Source organism: Rhizobium sp. 862_C5_N1_2 (assembly GCF_051811205.1).
Classification (GTDB): domain Bacteria; phylum Pseudomonadota; class Alphaproteobacteria; order Rhizobiales; family Rhizobiaceae; genus Rhizobium; species Rhizobium leguminosarum.
This window is the reverse complement of the sequence record NZ_JBPWPT010000001.1, coordinates 2,343,927-2,360,622: the sequence shown is the minus strand read 5'-3', so window position 1 is coordinate 2,360,622 and position 16,696 is coordinate 2,343,927. Positions and strand designations below refer to the sequence as shown.

13 protein-coding genes and 1 riboswitch are annotated in these 16,696 nt (G+C 62.5%); of the genes, 10 read left to right on the top strand and 3 right to left on the bottom strand.

What is annotated here, in order from left to right; all coding sequences use genetic code 11:
* Nucleotide 1: 1 nt before the first annotated feature.
* The gene (locus ACD590_RS11895) at nt 2-1,003 is read right to left on the bottom strand and encodes a glycine betaine ABC transporter substrate-binding protein (RefSeq protein ID WP_018242409.1); all 1,002 of its coding nucleotides are present in this window, start codon (nt 1,001-1,003) and stop codon (nt 2-4) included.
* A 649-nt stretch (nt 1,004-1,652) separates the two neighbouring features.
* Between ACD590_RS11895 and ACD590_RS11890 the strand changes: the two genes are divergently transcribed.
* Nucleotides 1,653-3,107 carry a cobyric acid synthase gene (locus ACD590_RS11890; RefSeq protein ID WP_026188424.1) on the top strand — a complete coding sequence of 485 codons (1,455 nt, stop codon included), beginning with the start codon at nt 1,653-1,655 and terminating at the stop codon, nt 3,105-3,107.
* Between the two features lie 121 nt (nt 3,108-3,228).
* Entirely contained in the window at nt 3,229-3,999 is a 771-nt protein-coding gene (locus ACD590_RS11885) for an SDR family oxidoreductase (protein ID WP_018242406.1), read from the top strand.
* Nucleotides 4,000-4,077: 78 nt separating this feature from the next.
* On the opposite strand, the gene ACD590_RS11880 is transcribed toward ACD590_RS11885, so the two are convergent.
* Nucleotides 4,078-5,211 (bottom strand): helix-turn-helix transcriptional regulator, encoded by a 1,134-nt coding sequence (locus ACD590_RS11880; RefSeq protein WP_018447278.1) that lies wholly within the window; start codon nt 5,209-5,211, stop codon nt 4,078-4,080.
* Nucleotides 5,212-5,397: 186 nt separating this feature from the next.
* Here ACD590_RS11880 and ACD590_RS11875 point away from each other — a divergent pair, with 186 nt between their 5' ends.
* The 4 genes from ACD590_RS11875 (at nt 5,398) to ACD590_RS11860 (ending at nt 8,027) form a co-directional block, all read left to right on the top strand.
* Entirely contained in the window at nt 5,398-5,883 is a 486-nt protein-coding gene (locus ACD590_RS11875; RefSeq protein WP_115157400.1) for a hypothetical protein, read from the top strand.
* Between the two features lie 42 nt (nt 5,884-5,925).
* Nucleotides 5,926-6,201: a DUF4242 domain-containing protein gene (locus ACD590_RS11870; protein ID WP_018242402.1), complete on the top strand. Its 276-nt coding sequence runs from the start codon at nt 5,926-5,928 to the stop codon at nt 6,199-6,201.
* 187 nt (nt 6,202-6,388) lie between these two features.
* Nucleotides 6,389-6,610, top strand: a complete 222-nt coding sequence (locus tag ACD590_RS11865; protein ID WP_018447281.1) for a DUF1127 domain-containing protein — start codon at nt 6,389-6,391, stop codon at nt 6,608-6,610.
* 370 nt (nt 6,611-6,980) lie between these two features.
* Nucleotides 6,981-8,027, top strand: coding sequence for an adenylate/guanylate cyclase domain-containing protein (locus ACD590_RS11860; protein WP_245368759.1), 1,047 nt, complete (start codon nt 6,981-6,983; stop codon nt 8,025-8,027).
* Between the two features lie 28 nt (nt 8,028-8,055).
* Here ACD590_RS11860 and ACD590_RS11855 read toward each other — a convergent pair whose 3' ends face one another.
* A complete protein-coding gene (locus tag ACD590_RS11855; protein ID WP_018242399.1) occupies nt 8,056-9,846 on the bottom strand; it encodes a chloride channel protein in 1,791 nt (596 codons plus the stop codon).
* 258 nt (nt 9,847-10,104) lie between these two features.
* Nucleotides 10,105-10,501: riboswitch (cobalamin riboswitch) on the top strand.
* Between the two features lie 161 nt (nt 10,502-10,662).
* Between ACD590_RS11855 and cobU the strand changes: the two genes are divergently transcribed.
* Genes cobU through cobO form a run of 4 tightly spaced genes read left to right on the top strand, consistent with a single transcriptional unit; the run spans nt 10,663 to nt 16,693 of the window.
* Nucleotides 10,663-11,187: a bifunctional adenosylcobinamide kinase/adenosylcobinamide-phosphate guanylyltransferase gene (cobU, locus tag ACD590_RS11850; protein ID WP_028733104.1), complete on the top strand. Its 525-nt coding sequence runs from the start codon at nt 10,663-10,665 to the stop codon at nt 11,185-11,187.
* A 4-nt stretch (nt 11,188-11,191) separates the two neighbouring features.
* Nucleotides 11,192-12,241, top strand: coding sequence for a cobalamin biosynthesis protein CobW (gene cobW, locus ACD590_RS11845; RefSeq protein WP_130652576.1), 1,050 nt, complete (start codon nt 11,192-11,194; stop codon nt 12,239-12,241).
* A 4-nt stretch (nt 12,242-12,245) separates the two neighbouring features.
* Nucleotides 12,246-16,046: a cobaltochelatase subunit CobN gene (cobN, locus tag ACD590_RS11840; protein ID WP_439002610.1), complete on the top strand. Its 3,801-nt coding sequence runs from the start codon at nt 12,246-12,248 to the stop codon at nt 16,044-16,046.
* Nucleotides 16,043-16,693, top strand: coding sequence for a cob(I)yrinic acid a,c-diamide adenosyltransferase (gene cobO / locus ACD590_RS11835; RefSeq protein ID WP_018242395.1), 651 nt, complete (start codon nt 16,043-16,045; stop codon nt 16,691-16,693). The genes cobN and cobO overlap by 4 nt, the downstream gene beginning before the upstream one ends.
* The last annotated feature ends 3 nt before the right edge of the window (nt 16,694-16,696 follow it).

The following is a 16,696-nucleotide window of genomic DNA, read 5'->3' as shown; positions in this document are numbered from 1 at the left end:
GTTATAAGCTCGCCTTGACCTTCTCGGCTACATCGACAGGCACCCATTTCGTCCACAGGCCCTCGTAATTGCGAAGGAAATAGATCGCGGCATCCTCGTTGCTTTCGCGGTTTTCGTCCTGCCAGGCGAGCACCTGGTTGATCGTCTCATTGTCCCATTTGCGGGTCTTGAGATAGGTCGTGACAGGTCCGGCACGGCTGGCGAAAGACCGGGTCATCAGTGTGAAGGCGCGCGAGACCGGGTAGGAATTCAGCTGCGGCCTGGCGCAGCCGGCAACTGCGGTACAGCGGTCCCATTCGTTCTTGTTGTGGCCGACGCCGAAGCTCAGGCGCGTCATGTCATATTTGCCGAGGATGGCGGTCGGCGCCCAGTAATAACCGAGCCAGCCGACCTTGTTTTCGAAAGCGCGGGCAATCGAGGCATCCAACTGTTCGGGACTGCCGGTTTCGACAAGCTCGAAGCTTTTCTTGTCGGCAGCAAGCGCCTTGAACAGGTTGGTGGTTGATATCTGGCAGCTCCAGTCGGCGGGACAGTTGTAGACTGCGCCCTTCGATGGGTCGTCCTCGGCGGGGAAGAGCTCGGGATGTCTCAGCGCGTCTTCGACCGAGCGGATGTCGGGGTGGGCGTCGGCGATGAATTTCGGGATCCACCAACCCTCGACGGCGCCGTCAGCCAGGATTTCGGCCCCCTGCACCAGCCGGCCGCTGTTGACGGCTTGATCGAGCAGGGCCCTGACGGAATTGATCCAGTATTCCGAGGCGATGTCAGGGGTGCCTTTCTCATTCATCGAGGCAAAGGTCGGCAGGGTGTCGCCATCGACAATGGTGACGGAACAGCCGTAGCCCTTTTCCAGGATGATCTTGTCGAAGCTCGCCGCAATTCCTGCCGAGGCCCATTTCATTTCGGCGATCGAAACGGTGCCGCATTCGGCTGCTTCAGCCGGCGCAACGGTAGAAAGAGCCGCGGCAAAGACGGCCGGAATCAGAAACGTCTTCATCGTCATTCCCCGAATTCTTCTTAGGCGGACGCGCAGGCTCTGAAATCAACCGACATATATCTCTGGCACCTGAGGGGAAAACGCCTGCCGGGCGATACAGCAACAGGCTTTCCGGTTCATGGCACCGTCCGTCCTTGCGGCTCCGGCAACTCGTCGCAGGCCATGTTCAACAATGGCGCATTATGACGGAGCCTACGCGTTCGCTCGCAGAAATCAACCATCTTCTGCTCATGGTTGCGTGACTAAATGATTGAATTCGAAGAATTTATGTGAAGATCCCGAAAATGGCGCCCCTGGGCGAAATGCACGCTCTTCGCGATCGGCGGCGGATCTTCGGCAGAAATTTCGACGAGAATGTCAAAAAAGATCAAAATTAACATTTGCGTAAGCCTTCAATAACCCTCCGGTAAGAATGTGCCGTTATCAGTTGGGTCGTGGCAGCAATGACCGCCGCTTCTCTGGTTCAGGTAGTGCGTACCGGAGAAAGCGAGCTTCGCCGTGTAGGGGCGAAGACGCCTGAGTTTTCGGCAAACCGCGCAGAGCCAAGGCCATGCGCGGTTTTCGCGTTTGCGGCACGGAACTTTGGGGCAAGTCTTGACCCGGGATTACCGCCTATTGTAGGCCTCGCCTGAACGAGAGGCGGATGCGGGCCACCATGGCAAGAGCGATCATGCTGCAGGGAACCGGCTCCGATGTCGGCAAGACGGTTCTGGTTGCAGGCCTCTGCCGGCTGGCGGCCAATCGCGGGCTGACGGTCCGGCCGTTCAAGCCCCAGAATATGTCGAACAATGCGGCGGTCGCCGATGATGGCGGCGAGATCGGCCGGGCGCAGTGGCTGCAATCGCTGGCCGCGCGCACGCCATCCTCGGTGCACATGAATCCGGTGCTGCTTAAGCCGCAATCGGAGAATGGCAGCCAGATCATCGTGCAGGGCAGGGTGTTCGGCCAGGCGAAGGGGCGCGACTACCAGCGGCTGAAGCCACAGTTGCTCGGCGCCGTGCTCGAGAGCTTCGAAAAAGTGGCTGCGGGCGCCGACCTCGTTATCGTCGAGGGTGCCGGATCGCCGGCAGAGATCAATCTCAGGGCCGGCGATATCGCCAATATGGGCTTTGCGACGCAGGCGGGCGTGCCTGTCGTGCTCGTCGGCGATATCGACCGCGGCGGCGTCATCGCCTCGCTGGTCGGCACGCATGCAATCCTCGACGATGGCGACCGGGCGATGATTGCGGGTTATATCATCAACAAGTTCCGCGGCGACGTCTCGCTGTTTGACGACGGCATCCGCGCCATCGAGGGCTTTACCGGCTGGCCGTGCTTCGGCGTCGTGCCGTGGCTGCCGGGTGCGGGACGCCTGCCGGCCGAAGATTCTGTCGTGCTCGAACGGCTGGCGAGGGGCGGGACGGGCGCGCTGAAGATCGCCGTGCCGGTGCTGCCGCGCATCGCCAATTTCGACGATCTCGATCCGCTGAGGACCGAGCCGGATGTCGAGCTGGTGTTCGTGCGATCAGGCGAGCGGATACCTGCCGATGCGAGCCTCGTTGTGCTTCCCGGCTCGAAATCGACGATATCGGATCTCGCCGACTTCAGGGCTGAGGGCTGGGACCGCGATCTCAAGGCGCATGTCAGGCGCGGCGGCCGGGTGATCGGCATCTGCGGCGGCTACCAGATGCTCGGCCGGACAGTGCGCGATCCGCTCGGCATCGAGGGCGGGACGCTCGAGACGCCGGGGCTTGGGCTGCTCGACATCGAGACCGAGATGGCGCCGGAGAAGACCGTGCGGAACAGCCAGGCTCGCTCGACCGAATATGACGCGCCGCTTGCCGGCTACCAGATCCATCTCGGCATCACCCGCGGCCCGGATTGCGATCGGCCCTCGGCGATCATTGACGGCGCGCCCGACGGCGCGCTGTCGGCCGACGGTCGGATCATGGGCACCTATCTGCACGGGCTCTTCGGTAGCGACGCCTATCGCGACCGGCTGCTTCAAAGCTTCGGCCTATCAGGTGGGCGGAGGAATTACCGCGAGAGCGTCGAGCAGGCGCTCGACGACGTCGCCGGGGAATTGGAACGCCACCTCGATTCGCGCTGGTTGGCCGGGCTGCTCGGTTAGGCCGGATGTGTACCGGACGGGCTGCCTCACCGTCATCCGGTCTCGTCGTTCGGCTATTGCCAAATTAGTTGACTGAGTCCATTAATTGTCGCGACGGACCCGGTTGAGAGCGACGAAAACCATGAGCATATTGGATAGATTTTCACTGGCAGGTCAGGTGGCGCTCGTGACCGGCGGCGGCCGTGGTCTGGGCTTCGAGATGGCGCGCGCCCTTGCCGAGGCCGGCGCGCATGTCATCGTCAACGGACGCAGGGCGGCGACGCTGGAAGGCGCCGTCAGGACCATCCGTGCCGCTGGCGGCACGGCGGAGGCCGCCGCATTCGATGTCGCCGACCGCGAGGCACAGCGTGCTGCGATGGCCGATATCGACAAGATCCATGGTCGTCTCGATATTTTGATCAACAATGTCGGCGCCCGCGACAGGCGGCCGCTGGCCGAATTCGACGATGATGCGATCATCGAACTGCTGCGCACCGACCTTGCGGCGGCGATGACGCTTTCGCGCGACGCTGCCGTGTTGATGAAGCGACGCAATCACGGCCGCCTGATCGCGGTGACCTCGATCAGCGGCCATGTCGTAATGCCCGGCGACTGCGTCTATCCGGCAGCCAAGCAGGGACTGACCGGACTGATGCGCGGCATGGCGGTCGAATTCGGCCCGCACGGCATCACCAGCAACGCAATTGCGCCCGGCTGGTTTGCCACCGAGACGAACGCGGCGATGGCTGCGAACGAGGAATTGATGCCCTTCGTGCGCCAGCGCATCCCGGTTCAACGCTGGGGACGGCCGGACGAGATCGCCGGCGCCGCGCTCTTTCTGGCAAGCGCCGCCGCTTCCTTTGTCAACGGCCACGTACTGACGGTCGACGGCGGCATGACGGTCAGGATGTGAGCGGAGCCCGCAGCTGCCGTGGCGCCGGCGTGCTTTTTCGCGTCTGCTGCCAGTCGGCCGAAGTTTAATGTCGACTTCTTAGGCGCGCCTCACAGGTGGGCTAAGTTCGCGGACGAGCTGCTGCAGGCTGCGCTGGTCTTCCGCTCCCGTCTTGTCGTAGATGGCGGCCAGTTGCGATTTGACGGTACCGTCGGCAACGCCCTGTGCATTTGCGATCTCGGATCGCGTCATGCCTTCGGACACGTAGCCGACCACGCGCCGTTCGGCAGGCGTGAGAGCAAAAAGGGCAGCAACGGCTTCGACGGCCGACTGGATCACCGTTCCAGCCGCGGCGAGAAAGATCGCCGCCGCCGCCCGGCTTTCGAAGCGTCCCCTTTCGGTGCGCCGCTGCAACGGCAGAACGTGAGCGACGGCGGGGCGCTCGGCCGAGGCAAGGGGAACATCGATCCCAGCGGCTGCGAGACTGATTTCGTCACGCGCGCCAAGCATCACGGCGTTGGAAAGGGCGGCGCCTGCATAACTGTAGCGAGCGGCCAGCCGACCTGAAAGCGAGTGGACCACCTGCTGCTCGCGCAGCCGTGCTTCGGCGGCATCATTGGCGAAGAGGATCGTCATGTCTTCGGCGACGATGAAGACCGCATGGTCGAGAGCGTCGATGACCTCCCTGAGGACGGCGGCTTCGGCGCGCTCCATCTCGAACATATCGTGGATCGTCACGGCACGGCGGATATGCGGGCCGAGCAGCCCGACGATGTCGAAGACGCGTCGTTCGTTCGGTTCGTATTGCACCGAAATGTTGATCGTCCCGACACGGGTCGGGCGCTTCAGTACGGCCATGTCGATCGAGTTTAGAACCCCATACCTGGCATGAAAGTTCTGGTATAGCGCACCGCTCTTCCAGACGGCTTCGCCATCGGGTCCATAGAGGGAAAACATCCGTTCCAGCGTATCCGGCTGATCGATCTCCATTCGGTGAAGAAGGTGGAAGAACGGGACGTCCTTCGCATGCGCGACGAGGGTGCGGATGGCCTCTCCGTCGTCGCAGGCGATCTGGGCCAGACGTGCGGAACGCGTGGTCGTGTCGAAGACGGCAAGCGTGGTTAGAAAACCATTGACCTGGCCATTGATCAGACGAAGAGCGTTTGGCCAGGCATCCTCCCGGGCCACGCAATCATAAATAGCGCCAATAATTTCCGACAGCTGCTGTTCCATGATCACAATCCTGCATCAGCCCGGCCAGCGCGGTCAATTGTCGCCGGCCATGGCGCCTTCATTTCCGGGATTTGCGGAAGATTTCATCCCCCACGCGGGAGATGTTTCATCGCGCGGATTTTTTACAACGCAATGCCGGCCGGAATCCAATCGGCTTGGACAACCAGAAATTGGAGGGCAATCTTCATGAAAGTGACAAAAGCGCTAATCGCGGCGCTTCTCATTATGGCAGTTCTTCCGGCTGCAGCGCTCGGCGGCGGCGGCCTGCCGGAACTGGTTCGGGAGGCCAATGCGCGCCTCCGGGACGTCAACCAGGCCGTCAAGGAAGGCTATTCGCCGATCCCATGCACCAGCGGCATAGATGGAGGTGCGATGGGTATCCACTATGTCAGTGCCGACCTCATCAAGGATGAGGCCATTGATCTCTCCAAGCCGGAGGCTGTGATGTACGAGCCTGACGAACACGGCAAGATGAAACTCGTCGCTGTCGAATACATCACGACAAAAGGTCCCGCCAATCTCGGCGGCCAGCTGTTCAGTTTCACGAACGCACCGAACCGCTACGGCCTTCCGGCTTTCTACGAGCTGCACGTCTGGGCATGGAAGAATAATCCGAAGGGACCGTTCGCCGACATGAACCCGGACGTCAGCTGCCGGCATGCGCACGGTTGATGAAGCGCTGCGTCACTCAAAACATCATGGAAGGATAAAACAATGCCGCAATTCGTTGTCGAACGAAACATTCCAGGTCTCGGGGACATGGACAAGGAAACCCTGCGAGAGATCTCGGCGAAATCCAACGCCGTCGTGGCCTCCCTCGGCGAACCCTATACCTGGATCACCAGCTATGTGACCGGGGACAAGATGTACTGCGTTCATGAGGCCGAGAGCGCCGATGCGGTCTATCGGCACGCGGAAAAGGGTGGCTTTCCGGCGGACCGCGTGACGGAGATCACCACGCTCATCGGCCCTCATTCGGCCGCGCGTTAAGACCGCGTTCGATAGGGCGCGCCAACCACGCTCTGTCGCTTTTCAATCCACGCATAACCCTTTCACCAAACCGATCTCGATTCCGAGGTCTGCGCTGGGCGCGGGAGCCGGCCGGCGGACGAGGCGCCGACCGGCTCGCAGGGCGCACCGATCTTTGTGATCGGCGCACGATTCCATGGGGACGATCATGAACGAGAAGCTCTTGTCAGGCGGGTTCGAACTGCGACTGCGCAAAGCGGTGCTGCTGCTGTTTTCTCCGGCTCGTAGCCTCATGCTGTGGCGACGACGGCGATCGGTGGAAAATCGGCTTGGGGCGTTGTCGGACCACATGCTGAAGGACATTGCGGTGTCGAGAGGCGAGATCCCGTTCGTCGCCTCGCGGGACGGAGACTGGAACAGATTCCGCTAACCGAGCAGCCCTTTACATATCGAAGTGAAGCCGAACGGTTGAGGAAAAGCGCCGGCGCTCCTTGTTGTCATCATTGGATTCCCTATCACTTCCATTCGCCCAGGAGTGGTATAGCGACGTGAAGCAGGCTAAGGAATGAGATGCGTGATATCGCTCTTTCAGCGCGTATCTGCGGTTCGTGTTGCCGGGCTTTGGTGGCGAAAACGGTCATTCCCGGTTCCCGGTCCCATGCGGAGGTTCGAAAATTAACGATCATATTCAGTGGCTTATAGAGCAGGGACTCACCAGCGAGCATATTGGCGATCTCGTCGCCGGCCTGTGCGACCGGCTGATCGCAGATGGCATTCCGATCTGGCGGGCCAGCATTACCATGCCATCCCTTCATCCCATGTATCGCGGCGTCTCGGCCAATTTCGTGCGGGGCGGTGCAACCGTTCTCGAAAATGCAGCGCATGGCAGCGTAGAAGAGCGCAACTTCGAGAAAACACCGATATTTTACCTGCTGAACCGCGGCGAGAGAACAGGGCGCTGGATATTGGCCAGGGGTGAGGGGCTTGACTATCCGCAGCTCGCGGAATTTGCGCTTGCCGGCGGCACGGACCATCTGGTCAGCCTTTGCGAATTTCCGAAGGAGGTCGCGTTGCGCGGGCTTGGTTTCTCCCTGACCAGCGATGCGCCGGGCGGATTTTCCGATGATCAGCTGGCGATCGTCAAAGCGCTTGTCCCGGCGCTGGGTCTGGCGGCTTACCGTGTGGCGGCATCGAAAACCGCCACCGACATCCTCGCGGTCTATACCGGCGCCAGGACGAGCGCGCGCATTCTGGCCGGGGAGACCCAGAGGGGAACCGGCGGCTCCATCAATGCGGCGATCCTGATTGCGGACCTCAGAAATTTCACGGCCTTGACCGAGGTCTATCAACCCAGCGAGATCGTCGGGTTTCTGAACGAACATTTCGAGCTGATCGACCGGCATGTCGAGGAAAATTCCGGCGAGATCCTCAAGTTCATGGGCGACAGCGTGCTTGCGATCTTTCCGACCGACGCCGAGGATCCGCAGAAGGCCTGCATGGCCGCGCTGGCTTCTACGAAGAATCTGCTGAAAGCAAACGAGGCGCTGAACCGTGAGCGGACGAAAAACGGCGGCCCCGATATCGGCGTCGATGTCGTCCTGCATCTCGGCGAGGTTTTCTACGGGAACGTCGGCGCCCGTGGCAGGCTCGATTTCACGGTGATCGGCAGGGCCGTCAACGAGGCCTCGCGGCTCGAAAAGCTCTGCGGCACGCTTGAACAACACCTGCTGATGTCGGAGAGCTTCGCGGCCACCTGCGCCGTGGCCTGCGAGTATCTAGGATCGTTCGAGCTGCGCGGTGTTTCGAAGCGGGCCGACGTGTTCAAGCTCGCCGACGCCGTATCCTGAAGCGTCGATCCGATCGGCGCGACGACGCTCAGATCTCGCCTGAGACCTCGCGGCGGCGGCGGTCGAGTTCTTCGCTGTAGCGGCGCAGCGTATAGCTTTCGCTGAGCTGGCCGATCACCTTGCGTTCGATCAGGTTGTTGACGACGGCGAGTGCTTCGCTTTCGCTCTTGTCGAAGATCGCCGCCGCTTGCCTGGCATTCATCTGCGGCTGCAGGAAATCGTTGCGGTAGTGGATGAAATCGGCAAGCGTCTTGCCCTCGTCCTGGGCGTCGGTCGGGTTGGCGTAGATCTCCGGCACCAGCACGAGGCCCGCATATTTGTCGCTCTCCTCGACGAGGATGACGCGCTGGGTCGAGCCGATCGGGAAGGCCTGCTTGAATTCCTCCAGAGAGATGCCCGCCCTTGCCGTCTTGACATCGGCGCGCATCAGCTTGTCGACCGTCAGATTGCGGATCCAGCCGACATCATGGGCGCTGCGGATGCTTTCGCCGCGAAGATGAAAGCGCCATGTGGCGAAGGAGTAACCGAAGGTCGAGCGGACGACGAGCGAGGAGGTGATGACGGCGGCGAGCACCAGCGCCGTAATCGGGAAATCGCCGGTGATTTCGAGCGCCAGGAACGTCATGGTCAGCGGCCCGCCGATGACGGCGACGGCGAGCGAACTCATGCCGACCACGGCATAGATGACGGGCGTCAGCGTCGCATCGGCGAAATAGGGGCCGCAATAGGCGAAGAGCTTGCCGAGCAGGGCGCCCATGAACAGCGAGGCGAAGAACAGCCCACCCCTGAAGCCGGAGCCGATCGAGATCGCCGAGGCGAAGGATTTCAAGAGGAAGAGGCCGATCAGCGTCGGGATCGCCACCTCACGGGAAAGGTTGAGATGCAACGCGCCGTGGCCGGCCGAGAGCACCTGCGGTGAGATCATCGCCAACAGCCCGACGATGATGCCGCCGAGTGCCGGGCGGAAGGGTGGGGCGATCGAGCTCTTGCGCGCCAGCTCTTCGACAAAGGCGACGCCCTGCATGATCAGGATGCCGACACCGGCGCAGAAAGCACCGAGCAGCAGTGCCGGGATATAATCGGCTGGCACGACCGAGCCGAAGCTGCCGATATCGATGGTGAAATCGCTGCCGGCAAGCAGCCTTGCGATCAGGGTGGAGACAAGGGCGGAGACGACGACAGGCGTCAGCGACACGATCGTATAGGTGCCGATGATCAGCTCAAAAGCATAGAAAGCACCGGTCAGCGGCGCGTTGAAGGCGGCGGCGATGGCGCCCGCCGCGCCGCAGCCAACGAGGGTGCGCAGGTCCGAGCGGCGAAGCTGCAGCTTCAGGCCGAATTTCGAGGCGAGGCCGGCAGCAAGCTGGGTATAGCCGGCCTCCAGGCCGACGGAGGCGCCGAAACCGTTGGAGATCAGGTTCTGCACGGCAACGATGATGCTGTCGGTCAAGGACAGGCGGCCGCCATGCAGCGCATTGGCCTCGATCGGGTCGACCATCGGCTTCTTGCGTCGTTTCGCCAGCACTAGGAGCAACAGGCCGAGCAGGGCGCCGCCAATGACGGGGGCAGTGAGCAGCAGCATCTTGTTCTCGATCTCGGACGAGCTCAGTCGCTCGCTGTCTGATATGCCGAAGACCAGCTGATGCAGCTCGTTGGAGACGTAACTCATGCCGGTGACGGCGAGACCCGAGATGATGCCGACGACGGCGCCCGCCAGCGACAGGCCAACCTCGCTACGGCGGGTCAGCGCCCGCAGGCGTCCCGGATCGAAGAAAACACGCAGCGCACGAAAACGGCGCCGATCCAATTTCATAAGCATGGCTAGACAACTAGGCGGGGAGAGGCCCGGTCAAGGGCGGAGATGGTCGCGCAGTCCGCTTGCGACGCAATTGCGGCGAAAAGCCGGCGGCTGGGACAAATTTTTATGATGTAAGTCTCTGATAAATGACGATATTTTAGGTAGAGTAAGTCGTGTTGGCGGAGTTGCTTCCTCTGGCCGGCCATTGCCCGGTCGCCAAGGCCGGTTGACTTCACCTCTGAGCTTGCCTAACCATCCCTCAACGGATGGTCGCCCGACCATCCCGACATAACGGATGGTTCCGGATCGGTGTTACGCCCTTCCGGATGAAAAGGGAATGTGACGCGGCGGACCCAAGCCGGGCGCCTTCATCACAGCCGACCCCGCGACTGTAGAGCGGTCAGGGTCTTCCATCCGGCGTTAAGCCCTTTCTGCCGGCAGCCTGCAATCGTGCAGGCGGGCGGGACGGGCGGCATGCCGGAAAAGCCACTGGATATGCATGGTGATCAACCGGGGTCGGACGCCTCTCAAGTCTACGAATCGTCCACCTTTTCACTGATGCAGCCGGGAAGGCAAGGATGATCCGCTGGCACGATCAGGGCGACCGGTTTCCGGTCTGCCCCGATCGCAGCCGATAACCGCGAGCCAGGAGACCTGCCATGCGTGCCGGGCGCGAAGCCCACACCTGGGCACTATGCCCGTTGCCAGCACGGAGGTTGTCTTGGCTGAACGATTGAATTCAGCGCAGCCTGGTGCGGCGCGATTTGGCGGGGCCTTACAGCCGCCGGCGTCTTCCGTAGCGGCTTGCGCGGCATCTATTCAGAAGGCAACGCCGGCATGACGGCTGCCCCCTCCAACACTGTCTTCATCCTCGGCGGCGCGCGCTCCGGCAAGTCCAGGTTCGCCGAATCCCTCGTCACCGCGACCGATCTGGATCGCCACTACCTTGCCACCGGGCGGGCCTGGGACGAGGAGATGCAGGCGCGCATAACGCAACACAAGGCCGATCGCGGTCCGTCCTGGACGACGCATGAGGAGCCGCTCGATCTTGTCGGCAAGCTTACCGACATCGATGGCGAAGGGCGCATCGTGCTGATCGATTGCCTGACGCTGTGGGTCACCAATCTGATGATCGAGGAGCGTGAGATGGCGGTGGAATTTGCCGCACTTGCCGATTTCCTGCCCGCCGCGAAGGCGCGGCTCGTTTTCGTTTCCAACGAGGTCGGTCTCGGCATCGTGCCGGATAATCGCATGGCGCGGGATTTTCGCGATCATGCCGGCCGGCTGCACCAATCGATCGCGGCGAAGGCCGCCGAAGTCTATTTCATCGCGGCAGGCTTGCCGCTGAAAATGAAGGGTTAAGTCCATGAACCAGCAGAAGATTCCCGCAACCGTCATCACCGGCTTCCTCGGTGCCGGCAAAACGACGATGATCCGCAACCTGCTGACCAATGCCGGCGGCAAGAAGATTGCGCTGATTATCAACGAATTCGGCGATCTCGGCGTCGACGGCGACGTGCTGAAGGGCTGCGGTGCGGAGAATTGCACTGAGGACGACATTATCGAGCTCACCAATGGCTGCATCTGCTGCACGGTCGCGGACGACTTCATCCCGACGATGACGAAGCTGCTCGAACGCGAACAGCGGCCCGACCATATCGTCATCGAAACCTCGGGCCTTGCTTTGCCGCAGCCGCTGGTCGCCGCCTTCAACTGGCCCGACATTCGCACCCAGGTGACCGTCGACGGTGTCATCACGGTGGTCGATAGTGCTGCCGTTGCCGCCGGCCGTTTCGCCGACGACCATGATGCCGTCGATGCGCGCCGTGCCGAGGATGAATCGCTCGATCACGAAAGCCCGATCGAGGAGCTGTTCGAGGACCAGCTCACCTGCGCCGACCTCATCGTGCTCAACAAGACCGACTTGATCGACGCCGCGGGCCTTATCAGGGTGCGCGACGAGGTCGCCTCCCGCACGGTGCGCAAGCCCGTGATGATCGAGGCGAGAAATGGCGAGGTGTCAGCCGGCATCTTGCTCGGCCTTGGCATCGGCACGGAGGACGATGTCGCCAATCGCAAGTCGCATCACGAGCTGGAGCATGAGGATGGCGCGCCGCACGATCACGACGAATTCGACAGCTTTGTCGTCGATCTCGGAGCCATTGCCGATCCCGCCGGTTTCGTCGAAGCGCTGAAGGACATCATATCAGCCCATGACGTGCTGCGTCTCAAGGGTTTCGTCGACGTTTCAGGCAAGCCGATGCGTTTGCAGCTCCAGGCCGTCGGCAGCCGCATCGACCATTATTTCGACCGCGCCTGGGCAGCCGGAGAAAAGCGCGGCACACGCCTCGTTGTCATTGGCCTGCACGAAATGGACCAGGACGCGGTGAGGGCGGCGATCGAAGCGCTGGCATAGACCGATGCATCTGCTTCTGGCCCAGCAGGGAACGATCAGCGACGGCGAGGAGGCAATCGACCTTGGGCAGACGCCGGGCGATATCCTGTTCCTGTCGGCGGCCGACAGCGAGCTTGCCGCGATCGCAGCCGCCCATCGCGATCGCCGGACAGCACCTTCGCTGAGGCTCGCCAGTCTGATGAGCCTCAAGCATCCGATGTCGGTCGATACCTATGTCGAGCGCACCGCGCGGCATGCGAAGCTGATCATCGTGCGTGCGCTCGGCGGCGCCAGCTATTTCCACTATGCGCTGGAAGCGCTGCATGCGGCTGCGGCTCGCGCCGGTGCACTGATTGCGGTCTTGCCGGGTGATGCCAGGCCAGATGCGGGGCTGGTTCCTTTCTCCAATGTTGATCTCGACGATCTCAACGCGCTCTGGGCCTATCTGATCGAGGGCGGCGATGCTAATGCGCGGGCGTTTCTCGATTATGCCGGGGCGATGCTGTCGGGCACAGAGATGCCGGCACCGGCTGTGCCTTTGATGAAGGCAGGTATTTGGTGGCCGGGGCGGGGGTTGATCGGGGTCGAGGAGTGGCGGCGGGTCGTTTTAGATATGTCTTCGGGTGCGGGGATGGTAGCGGAGGAGGGATTTGAATCCCCTACAGTCGCCATCAGCTTCTACCGCGCCCTGGTGCAGAGCGGCGAGACCGGGCCGATCGAAGCGCTTGTCGAGGCGCTGGCCGCACTCGGCCTCCGGCCGCTGCCGGTCTTTGCCTATAGCCTCAAGGATCCCATCTCCACCGGCATTCTCGAAAGCGTGTTTTCGGCGCTGAAACCCGACGTTGTCATCAACACGACGGGCTTTGCGGTCTCGGCACCGGGTGCGGACCGGCAGCCGACGGTGCTGGAAGCGAATGAGGCGATCGTGCTGCAGGCGATCCTGTCGGCCTCGTCGAAGGAGGCATGGGCGGCTTCTCCGCAGGGCTTGTCGGCGCGCGATCTCGGCATGAACGTGGCACTGCCTGAAGTCGATGGCCGGGTGCTGGCGCGGGCGGTGTCCTTCAAGACGGCGGCGCGCTACGATGCGCTGGTCGAGACGAATATCGTCGCCAGCCAGGCCGATGCCGGCCGGGTGCGCTATACGGCTGAACTTGCCGCCAATTGGGCGCGGCTGCGGAAGACTTCCGCCGGCCACCGGCGCATCGCGCTCGTCATGGCGAACTATCCGAACCGCGACGGCCGGATCGGCAACGGCGTCGGCTTGGATACGCCGGCCGGCACCGTCGAGGTGCTCAAGGCTATGCGGGCGGCGGGATATCCGGTCGCCGAGATTCCGGCCGACGGCGATGCGCTGATCCGCCACCTGATGGAAGGACCGACCAATTCCGGTTCCGACGGAAAGATCATCCGCGAGACGCTTTCCCTGAGTCTGTACAACAGCTTCCTGGAATCTCTTCCCAGTAAGATTCAGGATGAGGTGAGAGCCCGCTGGGGCAACCCGCAAGACGATCCGTATTTTCGCGAAGGCGTCTTCGCCCTGCCTTTTGCGCGCTTCGGCGAGGTGCTCGTCGGCATCCAGCCAGCACGCGGCTATAATATCGACCCGAAAGAGAGTTATCATTCGCCGGATCTCGTGCCGCCGCACGGTTATCTCGCCTTCTACGCTTTCCTGCGCCGCGCGTTCGGCGCCCATGCCGTCATCCATATGGGCAAGCACGGCAATCTTGAATGGCTGCCGGGCAAGGCGCTAGCGCTGTCAGAAAGCTGCTATCCCGAGGCGATCCTCGGGCCGTTGCCACATCTCTATCCCTTCATCGTCAACGATCCGGGCGAGGGCACGCAAGCCAAGCGCCGAGGTGCGGCCGTCATTATCGATCATCTGACGCCGCCGTTGACGCGGGCAGAAAGCTACGGGCCGCTGAAGGATCTGGAGGCGCTGGTCGACGAATATTACGAGGCGTCGGGCGGTGATCCCCGCCGCATTCGTCTGCTCAGCCGCCAGATCCTCGAGCTCGTTGCCGATATCGGCCTCGACCGTGATGCCGGTATCGCGAGCGGCGAAAGCGAGGGCGAGGCGCTGAAGAAGCTCGACGCCTATCTCTGCGACCTCAAGGAGATGCAGATCCGCGATGGACTGCATGTGTTCGGGGTCTCGCCTGAAGGACGGCTCTTGACTGACCTGACCGTGGCGCTGGCGCGGGTGCCGCGCGGGCTTGGCGAGGGCGGTGATGCGAGTTTGCAGCGGGCGATCGCGGCGGATGCGGGATTGGGCGGCGGCGTGCGGGGTGCCTCCTCCTTCGACCCTCTCGACACCGACATGGCTGCCGTTTGGGCCGGTCCGCGTCCTGATATCCTCGCAGATGTTCTCGATGCCCCATGGCGAACCAACGGCGACGCCGTCGAGCGCATCGAACTGCTGGCAGCGAAGTTCGTTTCCGGCGAAATGGAGTGCCCAGCGGACTGGAAGGCTACGCAGGCTGTACTCTTGGAGATCGAAACCCGCCTCAAACCCTCTATCGTCGCCTGCGGCCCCGCTGAGATCGCGGGTCTGCTCGCTGGCCTCGACGGTCGCTTCGTCGCACCCGGACCCTCCGGTGCACCAACACGCGGGCGGCCCGATGTGCTGCCCACCGGCCGCAATTTCTATTCGGTCGACAGCCGCGCCGTGCCGACGCCGGCCGCCTACGAGCTCGGCAAAAAATCGGCGGAACTGCTGGTGCGCCGCTATGTGCAGGATCATGGCGAGTGGCCTGTCTCCTTCGGGTTGACGGCCTGGGGTACGTCAAACATGCGCACCGGCGGCGACGATATCGCCCAGGCGCTGGCGCTGATCGGCGTCAAGCCGCTCTGGGACATGAGTTCGCGCCGTGTCACCGGCTACGAGATCGTTCCGCCGGCGATGCTCGGGCGGCCGCGCGTTGACGTGACGCTCCGGATTTCCGGCTTCTTCCGCGATGCCTTTCCCGAGCAGATCGCGCTGTTCGACAAGGCAATCCGTGCCATCGGCGCGCTTGAAGAGGACGAGGCCGACAATCCGATCGCAACGCGCATGCGCGGCGAGGCGGCAAGGCTTGGCGCGGCCGGTCTGGACGAAGTCTCGGCAAAGCGCCGGGCGGGCTACCGCGTCTTCGGCTCGAAGCCCGGCGCCTATGGCGCCGGCCTGCAGGCGCTGATCGATGAAAAGGGCTGGGAGCGGCGCGCCGATCTCGCCGAGGCCTATCTCGTCTGGGGCAGCTATGCCTATGGCGCAGGCGAGGAGGGCAGGGCCGAACGCGGCTTGTTCGAGGAGCGGCTGCGCTCGGTGCAGGCTGTGATCCAGAACCAGGACAATCGCGAGCACGACCTGCTCGACAGCGATGACTATTACCAGTTCGAGGGCGGCATGGCCGCCGCCGCCGAGCAGCTCACAGGTGCGCGTCCTTCGATCTATCATAACGACCATTCCAGGCCGGAAAAGCCGGTGATCCGCTCGCTGGAAGAGGAGATCGGCCGCGTCGTGCGCGGGCGCGTCGTCAATCCGAAATGGATCGCAGGCGTCATGCGCCATGGCTACAAGGGAGCGGCAGAGATTGCCGCCACCGTCGACTATCTCTTCGCTTTTTCGGCGACGACGGGTGCGGTCGGCGCGCATCATTTCGAGGCCGTTTATCAGGCCTTCGTCGCCGATGCCGGCGTGCGCGATTTCATGATCGAGAAGAATCCGGCTGCATATAACGAGATGAAGGAGCGGCTGCTTGAAGCAATCGACCACAGTCTCTGGACGCCGCGCAGCAATTCGGCCCGGTTCGACCTGGCCGCCAGACAACAGAATGAGGTGAACCAATGAGCGACGAGACCACGAACAGCGAGATCGGAGAAGCCGGGAGCGGCAAGGACGACGCCCGCCACGCCGAGAAGATGGCGAAGAAGAAGGCCGCGCGCGACAAAATCATGGCGACCAAGACCGACGGCAAGGGCCTGATCATCGTCCATACCGGCAAAGGCAAGGGTAAGTCATCAGCCGCCTTCGGGATGATCTTCCGCCATATCGCCCACGGCAAGCCGTCGGCCGTCGTGCAGTTCATCAAGGGCGCGATGTGGACCGGCGAACGCGACCTGATCGAGAAGCATTTCTCCGATCTCTGCCAGTTCCACACGATGGGCGAGGGTTTCACCTGGGAAACGCAGGACCGCGCCCGCGACGTCGCCGCAGCCGCGGCCGCCTGGGAAAAGGCCAAGGAACTGATCCGCGACGAAAGCAACTCCATGGTGCTGCTCGACGAGATCAACATCGCGCTGCGCTACGATTATCTCGACATCAACGACGTCGTCGCCTTCCTGACGAGCGAGAAGCCCGCCATGACGCATGTCGTGCTGACCGGCCGGAACGCCAAGGAAGAATTGATCGAGATCGCCGATCTGGTGACCGAGATGGAACTCGTCAAGCACCCCTTCCGCTCCGGCATCAAGGGTCAGCCGGGCGTCGAGTTCTGAGAC